Genomic DNA, 24,669 nt, shown 5'->3' with positions numbered 1-24,669 from the left:
ACGTTATTTCTTAGGATAAAAACTAAGAAATAAAGACAGAACGAGGGAAGAAGAATGTATTTTCATCTTCCCTCGTTTTCGATCGAACTTAATTTTTAAACGCTCGGCTTAATTTTCCGGGAAACGGGCAAGTAGCACCGGACACTCGGCATAAACTCGGACGTAATCCGACAGAGATTGACCTAAAAGGCGATCGAGATCGGGCAGTCCTTTCGCGACGGACGGACGGCGATCGGGCGATCCCAAAATTAATAAATCGGCGTTGGTATCTTCTGCCATTTTGCAGATTTCCGGACCGGCTTTTCCTTCACTGGTGACAGCACGACAGTCAACGCCCATATTTTTCACCTCTCGAATCGCCTCGGCGATGACTGGGTCATCTTCCGGTCGGCTTTTGGGATTGCTGGGGTTGACGCGAGCGAGTATCACTTGCGCGCCTTTAATATCTCGAGTGAGGAATAAAGCCAATTTTAAAGCTTGTTTGGCGGAATCCGATTTATCGAGCGCCACCATCACCCGCTTGAGCTTTCGGACGAAGATGCCATCTTTAATCAAAAGCATCGGTCGACCCGTGAGTTGGAAGACGTACTGACTCACGGAGTTATCCAAAATCGAGCGCAAACGTCCTAATGCCCGTGACCCCATAATAATAAGGTCTGCGTTTTCCTCTTCGGCGACTTCGCAAACAATAGTTTTCGCGTCTCCTTGCTTGAGGCGAGGGTTGAGTTTTGCCGGCTCGGCTTTAATGCTTTGAACCGCTTGGGCGAGGACTCGACCGCCTTCTTCGAGGGCTTCGGCCATCCCGTCTGCGGTAACTTGAGAAGGAACGACGTGCAAAACGGTAATCGAGGCGCGGGCAATTGCGGGAATGTCGAGCAATTGATTCATCATTTCCTCGCACAGTCCCCGTCCGGCAACAGCAACGACAATTTTTTCAATCATATCTATCAAAGTCCGAACAACAGGATGGTATTTTTTAATCGGGTCTTTTCAAAATTGAGAAACCCTAAAATGAAGGCTTTTGGGCGATCGCTTCGTCCTTAGGGTCTAATGGATCGAACCCCACGGCAGATAGACGGTGATGGGGGAGTTCGCGTTCGAGGGTAGGATTAAATTTCACCCACTCGTCGGCGCGATCGCGCGCGGTTCCTCAAATTCCAGCATAAGCCGAACCACTAACGGAAAATCATGAGAAATGTAGCGTTTTGGCACGTTTTGTAACGCATACCTTGACAGAAAGTCTTGGTAATGAAATGGTTCGCACGGTTCTGGAGGAATCAGAGAAGTCACGATTCTCGAAACGCATCAAGACACTGGCGCCAACGGCGATTGCAGCTCACCCAAACCCCTTTCCATTAGATATCTCCAGAAATCAAAAATAAAATCAATTTAGATACCGAATTCATACATTTTTTATCCCTTTCCCCCTTAACCCTTAACCCTTTTCCACCAGAAGTCTATTTACCCCCTGCATCAACGATGGAGATCGATCCATGAAAACACCTCGAAAGAACGACAATAGTTCGTCCATCGCCCCGGAACTCCCATGGTTTGAATACCCAGTGCGAGCGCATCCCCACCATACCGACTATGCAGGCATCGTCTGGCACGGTACTTATATCGCCTGGATGGAAGAAACACGGGTCGAATACTTGCGCCTTGCCGGGATTGAGTTTGCCGATTTGGTGGCTCTGGGCTGCGATTTACCCGTCGTCGAACTCTCCGTTCGCTATCACCAATCCATGGCGATGGGAACGAGTGCCGTCGTCAAGGCTTACATGGAACCGCCGTCGGGGGTGCGATTGAACTGGGACTATCAAATTCGATCGCCCGACGGGAAGATTCTCTACCTCACCGCTCGCGTCACCTTAGTGGCCGTCGATCGCCAAAAGGGTAAGATTATGCGACGGCTGCCCGCTCCTCTGGCTGAAGTTTTAGCGGAGCGCTCCACCTAACGCAGGAATTTCGGCATCACTTCGGCGGCGGTGAACAAACCGTGCAACCCTCGCCGATGGAGGGAAATACCGGCTTTGAGATAGCCGAACGCCGGTCCGCAGACGTTGGCAGCCATGCTGGTTTCATCTCCGAGGGTAAAGGTATGGGTAGAGATTTTGCCTTCAAAGGTGCGGCCGGTGACGCGAACGTTGGTACTCAGGGGTTTTTTCGGATTCCGAGTATCGACGATTCCACCAACGGAAACTCGATCGCGGGAGACGATACCCGCAAGTTCGAGCATGATGTCATCGGCGTGTTCCATATTTTCGAGGGCCAAAATGCCGTTGGTTTTGTCGAGCAGGGCTTCAACTTCCGCATCGCTCATCTGACTGGCTCTTGCCACATCGTATCCCGGCATATGGGCGATATCTTCGCGGATGGTGGCGCGATAGGCTTCCCAGTTAGCAATGCCCACGCCGAAGGTAATTTTGACGCTGTGGATTTCGGCATAGCTTTGGGCGGCAACGGCAGCAGCAGCCGTCAGCAGTCCGGGGGTGGCGCCGCACCCGGTGAGATAGGTAATCCCCGCGTCTTGCAGCTCCCCTTGCAATTCTAAAAGCTGTTCGACGGCACTGGTGCGTTTGAGGGCATCCACGAGTACCCCTTTCCATCCCATTTCGACGAACTGTCGGGCAACCGATGCCATGAAGGTATTGGGGAGATTGGGCAATGCGAGGAAATATCCCTCAACGGCGGTGGCGTTTTCGATTAAGTCTTGAATGCTGCGATCGCTCAGGGTTCCATCGGATTGCAAGTGCCCCAAAGACCCCTGTCGAGCGTAGGCGGCAATGCACTCGTCGGGATTTAATCCCCCCTCGTTGTAGGCGTACCCGTGGCGATCGGCTCCGGCAACCCAGAGGGCTTCGCGTTTGGGGACCAGAATCCGGGCCGCGGCCTGTCCGAGTCCTCCAAATCCCAGGATGCCGACTCGAATGGGATGTTGAAACTCGTTGTCGATCGATCGAGTGCTACTCATGGTAACTCGCTTTACTTAAAGAGCAACTTTTTATTATCCGTCGCTCTGAGACGGTTTCGATCGCCGTGCAACTCTAGATAACAATAAGCTTTTTTGCGCGCTCTATGTTCTATCTGAATCTCTGCTTGACTCTTGACGCCAGAGAAAAGTTAAGCGAAACTTACTTCTAATTAGAGTATAATTACACAAAGGAATAAGTTTTGTTAACTTCTTGCTGGCTTTCTTCAAGACTAGTCAAGAGTTATTTAGCCACACAGATGGTAGATCGCTCAGCCAGCTAGGCGGCTATGAGTTAGAGATTCCGAGTTTGTCGATCTTCTTGCGGTACGCGCCAACTATGGAAACACTAGAATTTATTATCTATCCAGATGGCAGGGTTTTTGAAAAAGTAACGGGCATCAGTGGTGCATCTTGTGCGGAAGTCACCGCAGCCATCGAAGCCCAACTCGGACAAGTCCTCTCGCAAAAAACAACCTCTGAATTTTTTGCCACCGAGCAATCTCAAGCAACCAGTGTCGATGCTTGGGCGACCCAGAACGAGTGGTAAATTTTGCGTTTTGTTGCGTTGGATTCGGTTTCCACTGTCAATCGACTGCTGTTTTTTTAACATAAGTTGCCATGTCACACTTTAGTCATCTCAAAACAAAAATCAGAAATCTGACCTCCTTACAAAGTGCTTTAACTCAACTCAAGGTTGAATGGAAAAGCGGACCCAGAGAAGTACGGGGCTATCGCGGTCAAACCCATACGGCCGAAGTCGTCGTCGAGCAAGACAACGGCTACGATATTGGCTTTAGCTGGAACGGTCAGGAGTACGAACTCGTGGCCGATTTACAATTCTGGCAGCAAAACGGTTCTGTCGAGCGCTTCCTGCAAAAAGTTACGCAGCAATACGCCTACCAAACCGTCATGAGCGAAACCGCCAAACAAGGCTTTCAAGTCGCCGAACAGCAAAAGAACGAAGATGGTTCGATTCGCTTAGTTCTGCAACGCTGGGCATAAGACAAATCGAGCCGTTCGGGTCGCTTCCCTAAAGTCATACCCGTTTTAGATAAACTCGCATCCTGAATGTTGCCATTGCCAAACCTCGGGAACTAACCGATTGTCCTGTTGCGTGGTGCTCGATTCGTGTTTTATCCAAAACTCAAATTCAAGCCGACTGCGTATTGAAGTTGTGGGAAGTATTCGATCGAACCGCAGGGAAAGAATATTTTTTCTTTCCCTGTTTTGAATTAAAAATTAACGGTCATCGACCTCCAAAAAGAGTATGAACTCGGATTTTTCTCCAGGTTTCACGAGTGAAGATCCCGATCGTTCTGGATTTGAGCCGGAGTTGGGTGGAACTTTACGCCAAGCCCCCGAGCGTTCCGGTTTCGAGCCGGAGTTAGGCGGTGTGTTGCGGCAAAAAGGGGTATACGTTGACGAACTCACCTGCATCGGCTGCAAAAACTGCGCCCACGTCGCTCGCAACACCTTTTATATTGAAGCAGAACACGGTCGCGCGCGAGTTTTCGACCAAGATGGCGATGGCGAAGATACTATACAAGAGGCGATCGACACCTGTCCGGTTAACTGCATTCACTGGGTCGATTATACAGAACTCAAAACCCTTGAAGAAGAACGCAAGCATCAAGTGATTCCCATTGCAGGCGTTCCCATCGCCAAAGGCAAATTGATGTCAACCCAGCGCGAGCGCAAAAAGCCCAGATCCCGCAAGAAGAACCCTCGCACCTGAAGCAGCTAGAGCGCAAACCCTGCGCTGTGCTCCCCCTGCGCTTTGCTCCGCCCGCAGTTTATTTACACGAGCGAATAAATCGGTTTTCCCATTCCCTCATTCCCCTTCCCTCTTCGGAATTCCGAGTTCTCCCTTCCCCAGGACTGAAAACATGTCACGAAAAGGGTGCGAACGGCTAGATCGGCGATCGAACTTGTGTAAATTTAGCCCTTCAGGCAGGTTCGGAGGACTTTTCTTAAGAAATTTTTGGTTCTTTTCACACGGATGTGTCCTGTTGATTACAATAGAAAAAGCGGAGACGCATGTTTCCGTTCACTCCTCACACCACACTCCGCCTGGAAATTTTTTCCAGGCGGTTCCTTTTGGAAGCTCGGAAGAGCGGTAACACGCAATTCTTGTAAAAACTGCTACGACTGCTGTGGTAGAATGTTGAGACTAAGATACGGTATACAGTAAGGATCTTTAGGCATGTCAGAAGCCACGCAAGTTACAGATTCCAGCTTTACGGAAGAAGTACTCAACAGCGACATTCCCGTCCTTGTAGATTTTTGGGCCCCGTGGTGCGGTCCTTGCCGCATGGTCTCTCCAGTGGTAGATGAAATCGCGCAGCAGTACGACGGAAAAGTGAAAGTCGTGAAGTTAAATACAGACGATAATCCTAATGTGGCAAGCCAGTACGGGATTCGTAGTATTCCAACTCTAATGATATTTAAAGGTGGAGATAGAGTGGATATGGTCGTGGGTGCCGTTCCAAAAACGACCTTAGCCAACACCTTAGAAAAGTATCTCTAAACCGATCGAAAGACTCTGATAACGTTTGATGGTAAAACGTTTGATGTCTGTTTTCAAAGCTGGTTGTTACCTCGTTTAAGAGTTAACCCAGCTTTATTTATTTTTAAAGTTGGTGATTCCAGCGTCTGTGAAGTCGAATTAATCGGTTCGAGCTGGAGTCTTGCCCCCATTAGAACCTTGCAAGTCGTCAGTTTGTATGGTTAAAAATGCTTCTTCCCAAGACTCGATCGCTCTCCAAACCGAAATCCTCGAGTTACTCGATCGCTTACCAGACCTCGAACACGGAAAATGGATCGCTCGATCGCTCGCTGCACTAGTCCGCATTGCCAACAACGATGTCGAACGTCTCGACTGGAAAATCCTCACCTATACCCTACAGGATATGGAGCAGGGATTAGAGGTGTTTTATTCCTACCGACACGTTCGTAAAATCGCCATCTTCGGTTCCGCCCGAACGCCGAGCGATCGACCCGAATACGACATGGCCGTTCGTTTTGCTCGCCGGATGACCGAATTGGGATTTATGGTCATTACCGGAGCCGGTGGTGGCATCATGCAAGCAGGCAATGAGGGTGCAACCGCAGAGCATTCTTTCGGCCTCAACATTCAGCTTCCCTTCGAGCAAGAATCAAACCCATTTATCGCTGGAGATCCCAAATCCATCGATTTTAAGTATTTCTTCACCCGCAAACTCTTTTTCCTCAAAGAAAGCGATGCCCTGGCTCTTTTTCCAGGGGGCTTTGGTACCCAGGACGAGGCTTTCGAGAGCTTGACCTTAAGCCAAACCGGGAAATACGGTCCGGCTCCCATCGTTATGATTGACAGACCTGGAGGAGACTACTGGCAAAGCTGGGACGAATACATTCATCGCCGACTGCTCGAACGGGGTCTGATTAGTGCCGAAGACTCTAGCCTTTACACGATTACCGATAACTTGGACATCGCCTGCGAAGCGATTCGGAGCTTTTACCGCGTCTATCATTCCAGTCGCTATGTGGAAGATCGATTAGCGATCCGCCTCAAATGCGAACTTTCCGATGAAGATGTCGAATACTTAAATACCAACTTTAGCGATATTTTGCTCAAAGGACGGATTGAAAAAAGCTCGGCATTTCCCCAAGAATCTAACGACGAGACGATCGATTTGCCCAGACTCGCACTCTATTTCAACCAACGGGACTTAGGGCGACTCCACCAACTCATTGCCACCATCAATCAACTGGGCTGTCCGAGTCCGGAGTTAGAGCATCCCGAACAAAAGTAAACCCGAGAAGACCTTCGATTGAAGATGGTAGAAACCTCCGAACAAGGGGGAAAGGTAAGGGGAAGATTGAAACAGTCAAAGGGGGATAAAGCGATCGCTTCGGTCTAGAAATTGATTCGTTTGTTCTTTGCCGAAGATGTTCGATCGATAAAGGACAGACTGGTACAGTCTGTCCTCTAAAGCCGGTGTTATTCTGCGTATCGGTAACAATGCAGTTCAACCGACGATATTATCTAGATTATTTAGCAGCGCAAGGATCGGCTTCCTTAGCAGCGCAAGGATCGGCTTCCTTAGCAGCGCAAGGATCCGCTTCCTTGGCAGCGCAAGGATCCGCGGCTGGGGCTGCTGCTGGGGTTTCGGTGGGGGCTTCGTCTTGAGCCGCACAAGGATTCGAGCAGCCGACAGCCAGACCAACGCTCAGAAGCGTCATTGTTGCTAGGGCACTCAGGTATTTAACTTTCATCTACCGATCTCCAATGTAACGATTGAATGTGTATATTTATGCCATTATAGATAGGCGGAGCAGAAAACGCACCTCAGATCGAAAAGATTTAGGAATTCTAAAGGACGGGTAAGCCCAAAGCACCGGAACATTTGTGTTATTTTCCGTTACAATACGCTCGCTTTACTTAGACTTCCCGTACGGTATTTAAGGTAGCATCTCAATCTAAGTTCTGGATGAGAAATCCCTGAAAACTTATGGTGTCGATCGCCATCGCCAAAAACGAGGATTTGAGGCTCAAGGTGACGGTAACCTCGCACCGTTGTGACAATATTTAGCTCCTATCTTATTCTGGGTAAAAACTTATCTTCCACTCAGGGATTCGCGAGATTTCAATAATACCCTGAAGAAAATATCGGACGGCAACTCGAAAGACTGAATTATCCCATGACTCAGCCAAAAGAATCGAGCGCGATCGTCCCTTGCAATCTCTCAAAACTTCACCTCTCAACCGGCGAGTAAAAATCATGATTTCCAGCCTTTTTCGAACTCCTCTAGCTTCTTCCCCAAAAGCATCCCGAGCGCTGGTTTGGACAATGCTTCTGATGTTGGGGACTGCAGGCTGTACTCAAAATTCTCCAACCTCCTCTGGGACTAACGAAACGTCGAGCGCACCACCGACGACGATTTCTCTGACTCAAACCGGTTGTCAGTTTTTAGAAACAGAGGAGAAAGATTACGAATATCAACCCACAGATGCCGATGCGTGCAAGCAAATCAATACCGACACGCTATCCCAACGGGAAGCTAAGTTTAAACCATTAACCCTCAAAGCCGGAGACTATATCTTTAAGGTCACCAATCAAGACGTACCCTACGAGTTGGGATTCTACTTGCGCGGAGCGGGAGCAACGGGCATCACCTTACCGAAAGTTAGCGGTGGCGGCCTCACTCAAGGAACCACCCAGGAGTATCAGATTACCTTAAAACCAGGGAACTACGTGTTTAGCTGTCCCCTCAACCCCACCCCTGACTACCCGATCGTGGTACAGTAACAAGTCTTCAACCTTTGGAGGAGAAGCCGATGGAAGCGAGTGACTCGATCGTAACCGGAGAAGGACGCTGCGAAATCTTAGATGGGGTTCCAAAAGCGAATCTTCCAACTCCCTACCGACTGTATCGATTGCTCAGCGATCTCGACGATATTTTAGAAGCCCACACCGACGATCTTCAGCGTCTGCGGTACATATCCCCTTTGGTGCGACAGTTTCTCATCGACTCTCCTTGGCTCGAAGCTCAGTACCTACCCCCCGACCCGCAAAAAGGTTGGTCGGTGGTGATGCTTTACGACGAACCCGACTATCCCCTGACGGTACAGATGGTGGCATGGCAGCCGGGGAAAGTTTCCTCCATCCACAATCATGCCGGTTGGGGATTGGTGGCACTTTTGCAAGGGGAGGAGAAGAATACGTTTTGGCGGCGCGCACCGGATGAAGAATATCCCGATCGCATCGAACAAGTGGGCGATCGCATTTTGGAACCGGGTCAAATCATCGGCTTTGTACCCGACGCGATTCACTCTATTGAAGCCATGGGAGACGAACCCACCGTTTCTTTCAATCTTTACGGCAAAGCCGACTACACTCGGAGGTTTGAGTTCGATCCGATCGCCCATCAGGCAACAAAGTTTTAGCCGACTTTACCCTCTAAGCAAATAAAAGGGTTTTTGATGCAGGTGAACTCGATTATGTCATAATATTTAACAGAAATTTTAATATTGATACTTTCAAACCGCTCAAAAGCCCCAAGTAATGGAAACCCCAAAAGTCCCAGAGCAAAACTCCCCAGCCAGTGCGACGGAGAGTACCTCCGATGTTGCCGAACTCGATCGGTATGAATGCGCTCCTTGCGGCTACGTCTACGAGCCGGAAAAAGGCGATAGCGTGGGAGGGATCTTACCGAATACGTCCTTTGAAGAATTATCCGTGACCTGGCGCTGTCCGGTCTGCGGTGCTCGCAAAAATGCCTTTTCTAATATCGGACCGGCGAGTAGTGCCTCGGGATTCAAGGAAAATTACGGCTATGGCTTCGGCGTGAACACCCTCACCCCCGGACAAAAAAGTCTGTTAATTTTTGGGGGTTTAGGCGTCGCGGTATTAATCATGCTGAGTTTTTACGGTTTGACATAAGGCTCTTACGGGCAAGTTATCCGTTGCCAAATCCACTCCAATTATTGCTATCCATATCATTGCCAGAGATCGAATCCAACCTCATGAATTCTATTTTTAATCGCTTCAAACAATTAGCCGTATTATTTGCGGCTATTTTCTTGTGCGTGGGCTGTCGTACCGCGCCGACCTTAGATGAAAATCCGTGGGAAATTCTCTCGTTACCGACCGAAGAAACCATATCCGATATTGCATTTACCGACGATTTGCAACGAGGTTGGAGTGTGGGGTCTAACGCAACCCTTCTCGAGACCACCGATGGTGGCTTGACGTGGGAAACGCGCGAGTTAGATTTTGGTGATGAAAAGATTCGCTTCGACTCCATCAGTTTTTCCGGCGATGAAGGTTGGATCGTCGGCACCCCTTCCGTGCTCTTGCATACCGAAGATGGTGGTAACTCCTGGTTCCGCGTTCCATTGAGCCAAAAGCTGCCGGGAAATCCGAGTACGATCTTTGCCATGGGACCGCAAGCAGCGGAAATGACCACCAACATCGGGGCTATTTATCGCACTCAAGATGGCGGAAAAAACTGGAAAGCTCTAGTTCAGGGGGCTGTTGGTATACTGCGGAATATTTCCCGGTCTGAAGATGGTGGATATGTTGCGGTTTCTGCACGGGGTAACTTCTTCTCCGTTTGGAAACCCGGCGAACCCACATGGCGGCCCTACAACCGCGAGAGTTCTCGCCGCTTGCAGAATATGGGATTTAGCCCCGATGGCGAGCTGTGGACTCTCGGTCGCGGTGGCATGGTTCAATTTAGCGATATCGATAAGACCGAACCCGGTCAAGAACCGCAATGGCAAGAGCCGATTTATCCAGAGCGCAAGAATAGCTTGGGATTACTCGATTTAGGTTACCGAACTCCCGAAGAAATTTGGGGCGTTGGCGGTAGCGGTAATGCCCTTTGTAGTTTGGATGGCGGTCAAACCTGGCTCAAAGATGCCGAGTTAGAGAGCATTCCGTCCAACTTCAACCGGGTCAAGTTTATCTCGGCCGACCAAGGATTTATTCTCGGTCAGCGGGGGACGATGCTGCGGTATAAAGGAACGTCTCAAGCGACATAAATCGCATTGAAACAATTGAAATAACTGACCCCCGACACTTTTTATAGATGCGAGCGTGGGTCAACTCGAGGGAGGATTCTGCAGAATTCTCCCTCATTCTTTTGGGATTTATAGCGGTTTTCATTAAGGTTGAACCCAATCGGGGTTGGTGGGCAGTGCAATAGCTAATTCAGAGTACGACCCCGGAGAGGAAAACTGCCCACCCTACAAATTTCTTTCAGCGGTCAATGTTTTTGAAAACCGCTGTAATATCAGGTTCGCTTAAACACTTCTCATTAAAATTCGCCTGAATTTAAGCACAAGGGTTTCTTTATTGTAAGTAATTATCCGAACTTGATATAACGACCCTCGAAAGACCCCATTCTCAACGAGCATTAATCGCTGACACTACCCGATAGCGAACTCCGATTGTTTCCCGTCAAAGCGGTCGTTGAAACCATCGCCGCCACGAGTTGTTCGGGAACGACGGAAAATGGGAGTCGGTGAATATCGGAATCTGCCGCACAAGCGACTTCAGCTGCGTGGTGCAATTCGGTCAGGGAAATCTCCCCAAGTCCGAGATCCCAGAGGGTTTTCGGCAATCCGATCGTCTCGAAGAATTGCAAAAGCTGCCGTCGGGCGGAAATCGCTAACTGGCTGCCCTGACACAGTTCTTCGAGGCGCAACTGTACCAAGATACCGTAAGCCACTTTTTCGCCGTGGAGGGTGCCGTGGCTGGCCAGTAAATGAGTCAAACCATTGTGAACGGCGTGGGCGGCCACAGTACGACATTGAGCGCCACCGAGTCCGCCAATGACCCCAGCCAGTAAGACCGTGGCATCGACCACTTCTTGCCAGACGGAACTCCCCGGTTCGGCGAGGGCAACCGTCGATTTTTGCAGGAGCAGATCTCGCAGGACGCGCGCCTGTTGGACTGCCGCCACGATGGTGGTGTGCTCTAAATGACCGCTACTGACCGACGCTTCGTACCATTTCGCCAAAGCATCGCCAATTCCGGCGACGAGAGTGCGCTGGGAGGCCGTTTGAATTAAATCGTAGTCGAGGACGAGCAAATCCGGACAACGCTCCAGGGGAACATCGTACAAGAATGCACCTTCCGATGAATAGACGTTCGACAGAGCCGTCCACGCCGCGCAAGTCGCCCCCGAGGTGGGAATGGTGGCAATCGGCAGCCCGCAGCGATAGGCGAGGAGTTTGGCGGCATCGAGGGCTTTTCCCCCACCCACTCCGACGATCGCATCCGCTTCGCCATCGGATACCGCTTGCTGCATGGCGGCTAATCCCGCTTCATCGCAATCCGTGCCGTAGGACGCGAGGGTCACGTGAAGTTGCTGGGCATCCAGAGCTGGCAGCAGGCGATCGCGAGCCAAGTCTAGGGTCCGCTCTCCCCCCACGATTAAAGGACGTTTGCCCAGGCGGGCGATTTCGGAAGCCGCAGAAGCGATCGCCCCACAGCCTCGAATCACGCGGGCGGGTGCGATGGTCAGTGGTGGTAAGAGTGATGTGGTTTGAGGGGATAATTCTGAGGCTGGGGTGTGAGACATATATCGATCGGAAGATTTTAGATTTTAGATTTTAGGGGGTTATCGTTTCGGATGAGTGGCGATCGCTCTTTCGGAGATCTGGGGCAACAGGACAAGGAGGAGAGGATGAAAAATTCAAGATTTTAGGGGAAGATCGCTACATTCTGTAAGACCTACCGATCGCATCCAAGCATGCCAACGCTCCCCCTCACCAGAATCTTAACCATCGCGGCGATCGCTATAACGTTTCCCAAGTCCAATCCTGGGTATACCATTGATTGTTTTGCCTTAGGAGTTGGTAACGAACGAGCAGGTTGCTATCGCCCCCCCCAACGGGTTGACCACCCTGGAGAATGGTTTCCGATTCGCGGATCCGAGCTTCCACCACCGCTTGGTTTTCATCCCCTTCATTGGGAGTCACCGAAACAATCTCTACCCCGTGTTCGTACTCGACGTAGATTCCCTCATCTCGAGCGCTGGCCGCCCGTTGCTGCCAATCCTCCAGAGCTGGGCTGGCTAAAATCTCCGAGAGTTTGTCAATCTGATACTGGGAACCCATTGCCGCTTTCTTCGTATTCAACCAGGTTTCGATAATCTGTTTGGCAACGGTCTCATTCAGCGGTCCCGATCGAGAGGCAGAAGGGGGTGCGGGTTTGGGAATTTCTAAGGGAGGTTGATTGAGGCGAATTGCCAATCCGTCACCGTCTAACTCGGGTCCGGAGAGCGAGCGGACCAAGCCCGCCAAGCCTCCGACAATTTTGCTGGCCAAAAAGCCCGCAAACCCCAGCGCCAGTAAGCCGGCCAGGATGGTTAATATCAGTCGATCGATTTTCACCGAACGGGTCTTGCGTGTTGACTTAGCTTTGGAGCGCGAATGAGTCGTGCCTCCTTTGTCGCTCTCGAAGGGGTTCCCTTCCGGCAGCGGCAGTTGGGGGTATTCCGGAGTCCCGCGCGCGGCCATCGGTGGCGGCACTTGCGTCACGGGACTCGCACCGATCGCACCGAAAGCAGAACTGGTATCGCTCGCGGCCACTGCCGTCCTCACGGCCGGTGCTGGGGCGACGGGAATTTGGGCGTGGGCTGTCGTCGTCGGACGATCGGCCAATGCCATGGTGGTTCCAGTCGCAACCCATCGATCGGACAGTTCTGCTTCCGAGGGTAACGCCTCAAGATGGGCCTGCACCTGTTCGTCCGCAAAATACTCCTTCAACGAAGCTTTGCGATCGGCTAAATCCCGAAAATGGGGGAACACGTCATCTTGCAACCATCGTTCCCCGTACAGGCAAAGTCCCGGCAGCAGATCCGAACTATTGCGAGAATGTTCTCGAATAAACGCCAGAGCTTCTTCTTCCTGGGAGAGTTCCAAAGCGTGACTGGCCGTTTCCGTCTGACCCAGCAGCAGGGCGCAAATAGAGCGCTCCAGATGCACGTCCTGCCGCCGTCCCAACTGGACCAACATCAACTGCGCGCGATGAATTAACGCCGGTTTGCGATCGGCAAATCCGCGAGCGATCAGTGCGTAGACCGCCAGATACGTTGCCACCGCTGACGGACGACGAGCCTCGCGCTCGAATAGGAGCTGTTGTTCTGCTGCGGTGGTGTGGGGGCGCAACTGCTGGATAAAGCGCAAGAAGTCGTCGACATCCAAACCCGAACGATCGTCGCCGCTGCCATCGATACCACTGCGTTCAGATAGCATATCCCGCAGCAATTGCAACCCTCGCTGGCGGTTCACGCTTTGCTCTTCAGGGAGGGCGAGCAGTTCTAGAATTCGGTAGGGACGAAGTTTGTTCAGATCGGCTTGCATGTCACCCCGTAGGTTCGGAAATAAGCTTTCGCGTAGTAAGAGAGCCTGACCGGCTTCTAGAGAGGAGGCCGCTTTTTCATACTGGTTTTGCTGCCATTGCTCTCGACCCAGCTCCAAGTAGGCACTCGCAGCCACCAGAGTAATATCCGAGCGAATCACCGCAGCCGAACCCGGACGATTTTCTCGATCGGGATCTGACTCTGTCGGGTGGCTCCCCAAGAGAGGACGAGCTAGCTTTAATACTAATTCATATTCGCCAAGTTCTTGCAAAAGCAGCAAAGCACCGATGGATCGATCGTCATCGATGTCAAGACTGGGTGTTTGAGAATTTCTCAGAGAGGTTTGAGGACTTGCCCCATTTTCTCGATTTTGACCGCCGGTCCCCAAGGGCTCGAGTTCGTAGGTTTTAGCCAGGAAATTTGCATCGTAGCGGGTGCGTTCTTGGGGATTTGATAGAACTTCAAACGCTTCGTCGATGAGCTGTTTGCGTTTCTCGATCGCCTCTTCCGAGTATTCCCGACGGGGCATTTGTCGCACCCGATCGTGATGCGCCTCCTGCAATCGCTCGGCCGTCGCTTGAATGGGGACGCCTAAAATACGGTAGTAATCGAGAGGAATTAGCACGAGTCCGCTCCGGATCGCAGTCAAGTCCCGATCTAGTCTATCGCAATCTGCCCGGAGCCGAACGGGGTATCGATCCGGGAGAATTTTAGATGTGAGATATTAGATATTTTTCAGATTCTGGCAGCTAATGAACTGGGGATCGAGAGGAGATAAGAGGTCCAAAGAGTTGACACTCTAAAATCTACGCTGTTCCTGACGACTGATATAAGATGTGGTTAAACGCAAGCTTCTCGGAACGAGCGCGACGTAGAATCTCCATTAGGGCACAATCTACACTGAACCCGACCCAAGTTGACGGTGCATGAGAAGTCGCCTTTGTTTGTGCATTCGTGGTAACGTGTATCTGCGCTGGGCAATCGAGTCGATCGCGTTCAAGCAAGTACGTTCCCCGCGTCGCTTCTAGCAAAGCGTTCCACTGTCATGCTTTGATTAATTATTGTAAAGCGGTGAAGTTATAGGAGAAACTGTATGGTTCGAGAACGTGTCCTACCGATCGTCGATCCGACCACTCAGGAAGTGAGTCGAGAAGACGGATTGTTACTTTACGAGGATATGGTTCTAGGACGCTTGTTCGAGGACAAATGCGCCGAAATGTACTACCGGGGCAAGATGTTTGGCTTCGTACACCTCTACAGCGGTCAAGAAGCGGTCTCGACGGGGATTATTAAAGCAATGAGACCCGGTGAAGATTTCGTTAGCAGTACCTATCGCGACCACGTTCACGCCCTCAGTTGTGGGGTGTCCGCGCGGGAAGTGATGGCGGAGCTGTTCGGGAAAGAAACGGGTTGCAGTAAAGGGCGCGGTGGCTCGATGCACTTATTCTCAGCCCCCCATAATTTACTCGGCGGTTATGCCTTCGTGGCAGAGGGGATTCCGGTGGCTTTAGGAGCGGCCTTTCAATGCCGTTACCGACGAGAAGTACTTGGAGACGAGAGTGCCGACAATGTCGTCGCCTGTTTCTTTGGGGATGGGGCGAGTAACAACGGTCAGTTCTTTGAGTGTTTGAATATGGCCGCCCTGTGGAAGTTGCCGATTTTATTCGTGGTGGAAAACAATAAGTGGGCCATCGGGATGGATCACAATCGAGCCACGTCCCAGCCGGAAATTTTTAAAAAGGCCAGCGTCTTTGATATGGTTGGAGTCGAAGTGGATGGCATGGACGTGCTAGCGGTGCGTTCCGTCGCCCAGGAAGCGGTTGCCCGCGCTCGAGCTGGAGAAGGACCGACCCTGATCGAAGCCCTCACCTATCGCTTCCGAGGTCACTCCCTCGCCGACCCCGATGAGTTGCGAGACCCAGCGGAAAAAGAAGAGTGGTTGGCTCGCGATCCCATCGAACGCTTGAAAGTTCACCTGACCGAGCGCAACTTAGCCACCGCGGAAGAACTCAAGGATATCGAACGGCAGGTTCAAGCAACGGTGGATGATTCGGTGACCTTTGCCAACGAGAGTCCCGAACCGGATGCAGCAGATTTACGTCGCTTTATTTTTGCCGAAGACGAATAGAGTGGCAACAGTTCTACTCTCGCCCGAGTGGGTCGGATCTGCGAAGTGGAAAAATAGTTGTCACCGAAGCTGGGTTAATGGCAGGACAAAGATAGATGAGGATAATAACTGACTCTCTTTGTCCGAGCTTATTGTGACGCTCCAACTCATAGCCACTCGCATCCTAAAGTTATAGCTGAGTGCATATCAGGCCCAGAGGCATGAATCGGGACACTCAGTCGCTCAAAAATGTCACGAACCCAGCCCAAATGGGTCATGCAAAAGTGGCATGCCATTGAGTGTCAAGATTCTCCTGCGCTTAGCTATAGCAGTCGCTACGTTGGGCGCGGACGTAGAATCGGGATGTCTTAGCACCTGGGAGTCCTCTGTGATGCCTCGACCTTATATCCGTCCCTGACCCAGAGAGTATCGGGGTCGCAGTCATCAGGCAGTCACAAGATTGTGGATTGGGAAAAGTTTTGAGAATTCGCCCAAACCGAATGCGATCGCACGACCGAAGAAATAGCTGGTGTTTTGGAAGGGAGAGATTAGGGACTTGCCAAAAAATAAGATACCAGCTTGCCAACGACTTGCTGTAGGGGTTAACGGCCGTTGACCCCTTCGACTGATATATTATTTTCCCGCAGATCCCTTAGCCTGGATTATTCATGAGCCGGTGACGAAGGTGCGATCGTGCGACTTTCTCCAGGGCGATCGCGATCGGAATGAGCAGTGACTGGGTTGGGATGAGAAAAAATACCGAGTGCGATCGCTCAAAAACCCCGATCTCGAAGAAATTGGAGACACCAATCCTATTATGGAGAAAGGATTAGCCCAGTTGGAGAGTCCAAGGTTCGCACAATCGCTCACAGATGGAGCGAATTTCGTCAGCAAAAGGACAAAACGCAGCTAACTCCACCAGAACTCTGCGAGCGGACACCCGGACTCGGGCAGCCCCTTTAATCAATGCGCTGCGAAGTCGTTCGACTTGAGCATTAGCCAAGCGAGTTCCTATTGCCGCTCGGCGCAAAGTGAGCATCAACAGGTATGCCGCCTGAGCTAAAAGCAGTCGGAATTGATTAGCGATAAAGGTTCGACAACTCAGTCGCCCCGCGCTCATCCCCAGCTTGAGTTCTTTAATCGGATGTTCGCTATCGGCTCCCCGTTGAACGTAAAAGTCATCATAGAGTTCTTGGGGTGGGAGCGTTAGATTGGTAACGACGAATCGAGGGTTAGCCCCCTTGAGCAGCCATTCGGCTTTCATCACCAATCGTCGAGGTTCTGACCAACTCGCGGCTGCGTAATAGACATCATCGAATAAGCGAGCTTTCTCCTGAGTCAGGCAGCAAACCACCCGAGCCTGCTCGAGTAAATTGGCAATTTTGCGTTTGAGTACGGCATTGCTCGAAAAGCCAATGGCATAGCCGACTCGAGAACGTTCGCACACCCGCAGAATTTCGGGTAACGAAAACCCTGCATCGGCTCGTAAAGTAATTGAGACCTCAGACCAGGCGCGTCTCAAGCGCCAAAACAACCAGCGTAAAATCCCCGCGACCCCTTTACCCGGATGAGTGTTGCCAGCCCTCAACTGTAAGACCAAAGGATAGCCACTGGTGGCTTCATTGATTAAGACCGGGAAGTACATGTGATGCAAGCGATGAGTGATTTTGTCGGGGTCGCGCCACTCTTGAATACACTCACTCAAACCTTGACAAATCTGCAATCGCTCTTCCCCTTGTCGGGCGAGTAGAATTCCCGCATCCGAACTCAAATCTAAGTCGGAAAACTCAACACTCAATCGTCGCTGCTGATAAAAATCGAACCGGAGTGGAGTTGCACGCTCTGTCATGGCACAATGGAGCTGAAAAATCTTTGTTAGAGCCTGATTTTATTACATTTCAGGCTCTTTTTCTTTTGGCGATCGCATCTCCTCGTGAATAATCCAGGCTAAACTCCATTCGTCTTGAGAGACCTCGATAAAACTGATGTTCCCATACTGGAGCGATCGGGTTACGATCTGAATGGGGTCGGGCTTAAAGTTTACAGAGTAGGGTGCTTTGTCTTGAGTCGGAAAATAAAATTCTCCTGAAACTCTAGTGTTGGCAGAGATCGTCGCTGCCGATGTAGAGTTTCAACCTTCGGATCCCCCGATCTGAAGGTTTTCGGTCTGAAAAACGGATGCTTCTGTATCCGGACTCGAAGATCGGCTCGATCGGGAGATGCCAGAAAGGTGTTGAGACACCTAACCAAAGCGTCAGGGCTTTGACGGAAATCGTCAAACGAATGTGGGAGCCAGTCCGATGTTTTGAGTGCCGTGCCATCCCGCAGAAAGCCATGACGCACAAGGGAATTTTAGCTTTAATCAAATTATGACCTTGACTCAACAAGTGACTGAGTAATGAACAGCCATCAAACTGATATCCCCAAGGGCAATCTCTTACTCGTTGAAGATATCCCCAGTCAGCTACGTTCTCTATCTGTAGCCCTGGGAGAAAATGGGTACAAAGTCCGCAGTGCGATTAACGGCTCGATGGCGCTCGTCGGTGCGACGGCTACCCCACCCGACCTCATTTTACTGGATCTCAATATGCCAGATATGAGCGGTCGCGAGTTTTGCCAAAAGCTGCAAAAAGACGAGCGCACTCGCAGCATTCCAGTCATCTTTATGAGCGATCTCGATGAAGTTCGAGATCGAGCCGATGCCTTATCTTTAGGTGGGGTCGATTACATCACTAAACCCTTTCAGGTGGAAGAAGTACTCGCCCGAATTGACGCTCATCTGACCCTGCGTCAACTTTCCGAACAACTCGCCGAACAAAATAGTTATCTTCAGCGACTTTCCGTTCAACTCGCCGAGCAAAACGTGCGCCTGCAGCAAGAGATCGGTCATCGTCGCGCGGCCGAACTCAAAGAACGAGAACAAGCTCAGAAGCTCGAGAAGGCCCTCGAAGAACTCCAACAGACTCAAGACCAACTCGAACAAAGCGAACGGATCTCGAATTTGGGAGATTTAACCTTAGCTTTGGCTTCGGAGATCGAGCAGGCTGCTAATTCGATTTACGGCAATCTTCGATACGCGAGCGATCGCACTCAAAATCTTTTAAACTTGCTCCAATTCTATCAGCTCGAAGTTCCCGAACCCACCCAGGCCGTTCAAGGGTTGCTCGAACGAGTAGACCTAAGCCTACTGCAATCTGACTTGCCCGAGCAAATGAACTCGATGCAAACCAAGACCGAGTTTATTTCCGACATTGTGAAATCCCTCCAACAGTTCTCGCGCTTGGGGGCAGAGGATTTCCGATCCGTGGACTTACACGACTGTCTCGAGCGAAGTATCGCCGCATTGCAAGAGCGTCGGGTTGGTGATGGTGCGTCGGTACGGGTTTTTAAGGAATACGGCGATTTGCCCCGGGTGGAGTGCAACGCCCGTCAGATGACGCGGGTCTTTAGTGAAATGATGACCAATGCCATGACCGCTCTCGATCGGCGCGATCGAGAAGGAGGGTCTCCATTTCCCATCCCCATGATTACGATTTGTACGGAGCGTCCCGATACCGAGCGGGTCAAAATCACCATTACCGACAACGGAATTGGGATGAGCGAGGAGACCGTCCAACAGGTCTTCAAGCCCTTTTTTACCACTGAATCGACAGCTAGCCTCAAGGGAGTGGGAATGGCGATGGTTTATGCCATTGTGGTTCACCAGCACCAGGGAACCGTTCAGTGTTTTTCCACACCGGGAAGTGGCACGTCATTTACCCTGGAAATTCCCACCAAATACCCGGTCGATTGAAAGCGCTCTCTAAAGCCAAACAAGAGTTTTTTCAAGGCTCCCTCGCTCTCTAAAGTCCAGAGAGAAAGATGAATTTAAGAATCTAAAACGAATAATGAGTACCTCAAACACTCACTTCTCTAAAGGAGATATTCTTATTGTTGATGATACCCCTGACAACCTACGTCTTCTCTCGAATATTTTAAGCGAATCGGGGTATAAAGTTCGGAGTGCGTTGAATGGAGCGCTGGCATTAAGGGCGGTGAAAGCTGCAGCTCCGGATTTGATCTTACTCGATATTACAATGCCCCAAATGAACGGCTACGACATCTGTAAGTCGTTGAAGTCCGATCGAGAAACTCAAGGAATTCCCATTGTGTTTTTGAGTGCCCTCGATCGCAGTTTTGATAAAGTCAAAGCCTTTCAAGTTGGCGGCGTCGATTATATTACCAAACCTTTTCAAGTCGAGGAAGTATTAGTTCGCGTCGAAAACCAGCTCACTCTCAAAAAACTGCAAACCCAACTCGAACAACGAGTCAAAGAACGAACCGCCCAACTCGAAGCCGTCAATCAGGAATTAAGTCAGGAAATCATCAAGCGCAAGCACGTGCAAAAAAAGCTGCTGCAAATGGCGCTACACGATAGCCTCACCGGTCTGCCCAATCGAACCTTTTTGCTCGATCGGCTCGTCCAACTGCTCGATCGCGTCAAACTCCAACCCAGCGATCGGTTTGCCGTTCTCTTTCTCGATTGCGATCGCTTCAAAGTCGTCAACGATTCCCTCGGGCATTTAGTCGGCGATCGACTTCTGGTCGAAATCGCCCGACGCTTGAAATCATCGGTGCCGCAGGTGGAAACCCTAGCGCGATTGGGCGGCGATGAATTCACCATCGTCCTCGATAACGTTCGGGATATTCGCCAGGCCACCGATTTGGCCCAACAGTTGCTCGAACTTTTCAATCGTCCCTTTCATATCGATCCCCACGAAGTTTTTATCAATACCAGTATTGGCATCGTTTTGGGGACGGATAGCTACGAACTGCCCGAAAATATTCTCCGAGATGCCGATGTCGCCATGTATCGGGCCAAAGAAAAAGGTCGAGCTTGCTATCAAGTATTCGATCGCACCATGCACGATCGGGTTTTGGCCTTTTTGCAGCTCGATACGGATTTGCGACGAGCTCTCGAGCGCCAGGAACTCCAGGTCTACTACCAACCCATCGTCGCCCTCGATACCGGACGCATCCATGGATTTGAAGCCCTCGCACGCTGGCAACATCCGACGCGAGGTTTTATTTCCCCCATGGAGTTTATCCCGGCAGCCGAAGAAACGGGACTGATTATTCCCATCGGCCAATGGGTGCTCGAAACCGCCTGCCGTCAGTTGCAAACTTGGCAAACTCAACGCCGCAGACAATATCCGAGTGGCGAAGAAGCTCCGCCGTTAACCATGAGCGTCAATCTCTCCGTCCGCCAGTTCGTACAAGCGAATTTACTCGAACAAATTGACGAAATATTGGCTCGCTATCAGTTAGACGGTCGCTCTTTAAAACTCGAAATCACGGAAAGCGCCCTCATGGAAAGCACTCGATCGGTAGCGACTCTGCTTGAAGAGCTCAAATCCCGCCAGATTCAGCTGAGTATCGATGATTTTGGCACCGGTTATTCTTCCTTGAGTTACCTGCATCGTTTTCCCGTCGATACTCTCAAAATCGATCGCTCCTTCATCTCCCGCATGGAGAGCGGTGGGAAAAATAAAGAAATCGTCCAAGCTATTATCACCCTGGCCCATCATTTAGGCATGAGTGTCATCGCTGAAGGGATCGAAACCCAGCAACAAGCTCGGCAAATTCAAGCTCTCGGAGGTCAATGGGGTCAGGGTCTTTTGTTCGATCGAGCTCTCGATGGCGATCGCGCGGGGGAGATTCTCGATCGAGACTATCGCTTTTAAACGATGGGGCGAGCGTCCTTGGCTGCACCCGTCCAAAAAAGGGGGTCGATCGTATCTTACGGGTAAATGCTTTCTGTTATACTGTTGCCGATCTCGCGCCGGATGCTTAAAGCGATCGAAAAGTTCGATCGTGCTAGAGCCAGCTTGAAACGAAAAACCTCGATCGATTTCCGGCACGTGGTTCGGTTTCTTCTACTTTCAATCGAACCATGTGGGTAATAACTCTCGCGCGTTTTTAGGCTCGTTAAAGAGAGAAATGCAAGCCCGAGGATTGGGCGATCGCGCAGGTTGTGGGAAAGTTAAGTTAGCCAGTACGACAATTTCTAAAAATCTCGATCGCTCGTGCATCGATCCTTGCGGACTCGCTCTTTTTCTCCCACGTTAACTTCCTAGCTTCTGTGACTCGATTGTTCGGGTTGAGGGAGTCTGAATTTCTAATAAACCTTGAACGGTAAGGATTTGAAGCCCATTCTTGGGGACTCCTGACTTGTCCGGAACCGCTTCTTCGTAGATAGTAAAGGACATCTGGGTGCAGTTGGAGTCCACAAAACGATTTTCTGGCTCTGTATAGACTGAATTGATACTTGTTACCGATATAAATTGCCAAGAACTGTAGCTATGCCGAATCTATTTGCTCGAAATTGTGCAAAACTGAGGGGCGTGACTCGAACTAACTCGATCGAGTTAGACCAACAACTTTCTGCACTCAAGTTGTCGGGCAGCTGGTGGCTTTTAAAAAAGGCCTTTCGAGCCTCTAAGCCGAAAAAGCGCTTCCGGGGTTGGTCTGTGGAGTTGCAACCTCGAACCTCAACTCGAGAGGCCCTCGGTCTGCTGTCTCTGGCGGGCTTCTTTTTCGGACTAGTGAGTAGTGCGAGCGCCACATCTGTACCCTCCCCAACCTTAAAATCAGCCAAATCGGCAAAAGTCAATCCAATCGTGTCCGATTTAGGGGAATTCGAGAACGATTTATCCCTTTCTTTCCGACAATCGGAAAAAAGAAAATTAAAAGTTCATGACTCCAGCACCGGTATCGAAGGGGGGCGATCGTTATTTGAGGAAGAAGCATTTGAGGAAGCGTTTGCGTCTCCTGTCGCTCAAGTCCAACCCATTCAACCAGACCCTCCCGAATTCCCGGAACCGACCATCCCCGAACCGCTTCCGTCACCGGATGAACTGCTGCAACCCTCAGATTCAGACGCCCCGTCGGAGGAAATTCTCGAAACTCTACCGGGAACCATTCAAGTCGATCGCTACGAAGTCATCGACAGTACGGTCTTTACTCAGGCTGAGTTTGACGAAGTCCTCGGGGAATATCTCGGGGAAGTTTCCTTCGCTCAACTGCTCCAAGCGCGATCGGCCGTGACGGAACTCTACACCGAAAACGGATACATTACCAGTGGTGCGCTCATTCCGCCCCAAACCTTAGATAGCGGGGTCGTCACCATTAAAGTGGTGGAAGGTCGCCTGGAAGATATCCTGGTTACGGTAGACGGACGGCTGAATGAAGGTTACGTGCGCGGTCGCCTCGAACGGGCCACCGAACCGCCTCTGAATGTCGAACGACTGCTCGAATCGCTGCAACTGCTACAACTCAATCCCCTGGTGGAGAACCTGTCGGCAGAGCTATCGGCCGGGTCTCGTCCGGGTCTCAACTTACTCGAAGTCGAAGTCATCGAAGCCGATACCTTTAGCGTCGATATCTTTGCCGATAACGGTCGCTCCCCGAGCGTCGGAACCTTCCGACGGGGGACAGAGATTCGCGAGCGGGATTTGTTCGGGTTTGGGGATAGCATTTCTCTGAGCTACAAAAATACCGATGGTAGCAATGAAGGAGAAGTGCGCTACTCCCTGCCAATTAACTCCAGCAACGGCACCATCGACCTGAGATTTCGGATCGTATCGAGCAAAATTGTCGAAGAACCTTTCGATCGCCTCGACATCGAAGCGGACTCCCGCGACTTCGAGATTAGCTATCGCCAACCGATTTACGAAACCCCAACCCAAGAATTTGCCCTCGGTTTGACGGCCACCCGGCGCGAAAGCGATACCTCCTTGTTGGGGGTCGATTTTCCCCTGTCCCTGGGGGCGAGCGACGATGGCGAAACCCGGCTCTCGGTACTGCGCTTTTTTCAAGAATATACCGAACGGGGGGCGCGGGAAGTGTTTGCGGCTCGCTCTCAGTTTAGCTTGGGAATCGATGCCTTCGATGCCACCGTCAACGGTATCGCACCGGACAGTCGATTTTTTACCTGGCGGGGTCAAGTGCAATACTTGAAACTGCTCTCGGAGTCGGAAAATGCAGCCTCCTTGCTCGTGCGATCGGATTTGCAACTGGCGGCAACTTCTCTAGTTCCCCTCGAACAATTCGGAGTGGGGGGTTTTGAAAGCGTGCGGGGCTATCGTCAAGATGAGTTGCTCTCCGATAATGGCTTGTTTGCCTCGGCAGAAGTACGCATTCCCCTGCTGCGAACGGCAAATCGAGAAGGAACCCTACAACTGAGTCCCTTTTTCGATGTCGGTACGGCGTGGAATAATGAAGCCGAAGGTCGCACCGATCCCGATCCGACGACCTTAGTCGCCATCGGACTGGGGTTGGCGTGGCTGCAAGGGGATGACTTTTCAGCGCGCGTGGATTGGGGGATTCGCTTGATCGACGATAACAATCCCGATCGAGATTCTTTGCAGGAAAACGGGGTTTATTTTTCTGTAAGATGGTCGCCGTTCTAAGGGGAATTCGGACGTCGAAATTCTCAAAACCCTGAATTGGAGAGATGCTGACGCGCGGGGTGTGAATTGTACGTTTTCTCCCTCTCCCTGCAAATCAAGATATCGCTGTCTTCGGCTTGAGTTAAAACCTCTGGCGGCTGCAATTGTCGATAATGCAAACAAGATGTTTGTGCTATCGTACGCCCTTGGCAAACATACCGATCTTCCTCAACTAATCTGAGTTTTGGTTAAGAGTTAAATTTTGAATGCTTCAACGACAGAATCAGGTTTTTGCCTATTTCTGGGTC

At 50.9% G+C, this 24,669-nt stretch carries 20 protein-coding genes; 14 read left to right on the top strand and 6 right to left on the bottom strand.

What is annotated here, in order from left to right:
- Positions 1 to 108: 108 nt before the first annotated feature.
- On the bottom strand, positions 109 to 942 hold the full coding sequence (locus tag AC2215_RS04310) for a universal stress protein (protein ID WP_486808725.1): 834 nt from the start codon (positions 940 to 942) through the stop codon (positions 109 to 111).
- Positions 943 to 1,493: 551 nt separating this feature from the next.
- Here AC2215_RS04310 and AC2215_RS04305 point away from each other — a divergent pair.
- On the top strand, positions 1,494 to 1,955 hold the full coding sequence (locus AC2215_RS04305) for an acyl-CoA thioesterase (RefSeq protein WP_486808724.1): 462 nt from the start codon (positions 1,494 to 1,496) through the stop codon (positions 1,953 to 1,955).
- Here the strand turns inward: AC2215_RS04305 and bioU are convergent.
- On the bottom strand, positions 1,952 to 2,971 hold the full coding sequence (gene bioU, locus AC2215_RS04300) for a (S)-8-amino-7-oxononanoate synthase BioU (RefSeq protein ID WP_486808723.1): 1,020 nt from the start codon (positions 2,969 to 2,971) through the stop codon (positions 1,952 to 1,954). The genes AC2215_RS04305 and bioU overlap by 4 nt on opposite strands.
- A 337-nt stretch (positions 2,972 to 3,308) precedes the next feature.
- On the opposite strand from bioU, the gene AC2215_RS04295 reads away from it, so the two are divergent.
- The 5 genes from AC2215_RS04295 to AC2215_RS04275 all read left to right on the top strand — a co-directional run bounded on the left by AC2215_RS04295 (position 3,309) and on the right by AC2215_RS04275 (position 6,762).
- Positions 3,309 to 3,518, top strand: a complete 210-nt coding sequence (locus tag AC2215_RS04295) for a DUF2997 domain-containing protein (RefSeq protein ID WP_486808722.1) — start codon at positions 3,309 to 3,311, stop codon at positions 3,516 to 3,518.
- A 71-nt stretch (positions 3,519 to 3,589) separates the two neighbouring features.
- Positions 3,590 to 3,973, top strand: coding sequence for a DUF1257 domain-containing protein (locus AC2215_RS04290; RefSeq protein WP_486808721.1), 384 nt, complete (start codon positions 3,590 to 3,592; stop codon positions 3,971 to 3,973).
- A gap of 265 nt (positions 3,974 to 4,238) precedes the next feature.
- A complete protein-coding gene (locus tag AC2215_RS04285) occupies positions 4,239 to 4,706 on the top strand; it encodes a ferredoxin (protein WP_486808720.1) in 468 nt (155 codons plus the stop codon).
- Between the two features lie 468 nt (positions 4,707 to 5,174).
- Positions 5,175 to 5,498: a thioredoxin gene (trxA, locus tag AC2215_RS04280; protein WP_486808719.1), complete on the top strand. Its 324-nt coding sequence runs from the start codon at positions 5,175 to 5,177 to the stop codon at positions 5,496 to 5,498.
- A 196-nt stretch (positions 5,499 to 5,694) separates the two neighbouring features.
- Entirely contained in the window at positions 5,695 to 6,762 is a 1,068-nt protein-coding gene (locus AC2215_RS04275; protein WP_486808718.1) for an LOG family protein, read from the top strand.
- Between the two features lie 238 nt (positions 6,763 to 7,000).
- Here the strand turns inward: AC2215_RS04275 and AC2215_RS04270 are convergent, their stop codons facing one another.
- Positions 7,001 to 7,225, bottom strand: coding sequence for a hypothetical protein (locus AC2215_RS04270; protein ID WP_486808717.1), 225 nt, complete (start codon positions 7,223 to 7,225; stop codon positions 7,001 to 7,003).
- A 584-nt stretch (positions 7,226 to 7,809) separates the two neighbouring features.
- On the opposite strand from AC2215_RS04270, the gene AC2215_RS04265 reads away from it, so the two are divergent.
- The 4 genes from AC2215_RS04265 (at position 7,810) to AC2215_RS04250 (ending at position 10,496) form a co-directional block, all read left to right on the top strand.
- A complete protein-coding gene (locus AC2215_RS04265; protein ID WP_486808716.1) occupies positions 7,810 to 8,259 on the top strand; it encodes a hypothetical protein in 450 nt (149 codons plus the stop codon).
- 29 nt (positions 8,260 to 8,288) lie between these two features.
- Positions 8,289 to 8,897 carry a cysteine dioxygenase family protein gene (locus tag AC2215_RS04260; RefSeq protein ID WP_486808715.1) on the top strand — a complete coding sequence of 203 codons (609 nt, stop codon included), beginning with the start codon at positions 8,289 to 8,291 and terminating at the stop codon, positions 8,895 to 8,897.
- 118 nt (positions 8,898 to 9,015) lie between these two features.
- On the top strand, positions 9,016 to 9,393 hold the full coding sequence (locus tag AC2215_RS04255) for a rubredoxin (protein ID WP_486808714.1): 378 nt from the start codon (positions 9,016 to 9,018) through the stop codon (positions 9,391 to 9,393).
- Positions 9,394 to 9,476: 83 nt separating this feature from the next.
- Positions 9,477 to 10,496, top strand: coding sequence for a photosynthesis system II assembly factor Ycf48 (locus AC2215_RS04250; protein WP_486808713.1), 1,020 nt, complete (start codon positions 9,477 to 9,479; stop codon positions 10,494 to 10,496).
- A gap of 374 nt (positions 10,497 to 10,870) precedes the next feature.
- Here AC2215_RS04250 and AC2215_RS04245 read toward each other — a convergent pair whose 3' ends face one another.
- Positions 10,871 to 12,040: an iron-containing alcohol dehydrogenase gene (locus AC2215_RS04245; protein ID WP_486808712.1), complete on the bottom strand. Its 1,170-nt coding sequence runs from the start codon at positions 12,038 to 12,040 to the stop codon at positions 10,871 to 10,873.
- A gap of 217 nt (positions 12,041 to 12,257) precedes the next feature.
- Complete coding sequence (locus AC2215_RS04240; RefSeq protein WP_486808711.1) at positions 12,258 to 14,450, bottom strand: IMS domain-containing protein; 2,193 nt, start codon at positions 14,448 to 14,450, stop codon at positions 12,258 to 12,260.
- A 468-nt stretch (positions 14,451 to 14,918) separates the two neighbouring features.
- Between AC2215_RS04240 and pdhA the strand changes: the two genes are divergently transcribed.
- The gene (pdhA, locus tag AC2215_RS04235; RefSeq protein WP_486808710.1) at positions 14,919 to 15,953 is read left to right on the top strand and encodes a pyruvate dehydrogenase (acetyl-transferring) E1 component subunit alpha; all 1,035 of its coding nucleotides are present in this window, start codon (positions 14,919 to 14,921) and stop codon (positions 15,951 to 15,953) included.
- An 808-nt stretch (positions 15,954 to 16,761) separates the two neighbouring features.
- Here pdhA and AC2215_RS04230 read toward each other — a convergent pair.
- Positions 16,762 to 17,781, bottom strand: coding sequence for an IS1380 family transposase (locus tag AC2215_RS04230; RefSeq protein WP_486808709.1), 1,020 nt, complete (start codon positions 17,779 to 17,781; stop codon positions 16,762 to 16,764).
- A 549-nt stretch (positions 17,782 to 18,330) separates the two neighbouring features.
- On the opposite strand from AC2215_RS04230, the gene AC2215_RS04225 reads away from it, so the two are divergent.
- The 3 genes from AC2215_RS04225 to AC2215_RS04215 all read left to right on the top strand — a co-directional run bounded on the left by AC2215_RS04225 (position 18,331) and on the right by AC2215_RS04215 (position 24,382).
- Positions 18,331 to 19,725, top strand: coding sequence for a hybrid sensor histidine kinase/response regulator (locus tag AC2215_RS04225; RefSeq protein WP_486808708.1), 1,395 nt, complete (start codon positions 18,331 to 18,333; stop codon positions 19,723 to 19,725).
- A gap of 94 nt (positions 19,726 to 19,819) precedes the next feature.
- On the top strand, positions 19,820 to 21,655 hold the full coding sequence (locus AC2215_RS04220; RefSeq protein ID WP_486808707.1) for a putative bifunctional diguanylate cyclase/phosphodiesterase: 1,836 nt from the start codon (positions 19,820 to 19,822) through the stop codon (positions 21,653 to 21,655).
- A gap of 660 nt (positions 21,656 to 22,315) precedes the next feature.
- Positions 22,316 to 24,382 carry a ShlB/FhaC/HecB family hemolysin secretion/activation protein gene (locus tag AC2215_RS04215; RefSeq protein WP_486808706.1) on the top strand — a complete coding sequence of 689 codons (2,067 nt, stop codon included), beginning with the start codon at positions 22,316 to 22,318 and terminating at the stop codon, positions 24,380 to 24,382.
- Positions 24,383 to 24,669: the final 287 nt, after the last annotated feature.

It is taken from the genome of Zarconia sp. (assembly GCF_057467645.1).
This window is presented reverse-complemented; position numbering and strand designations above follow the sequence as displayed.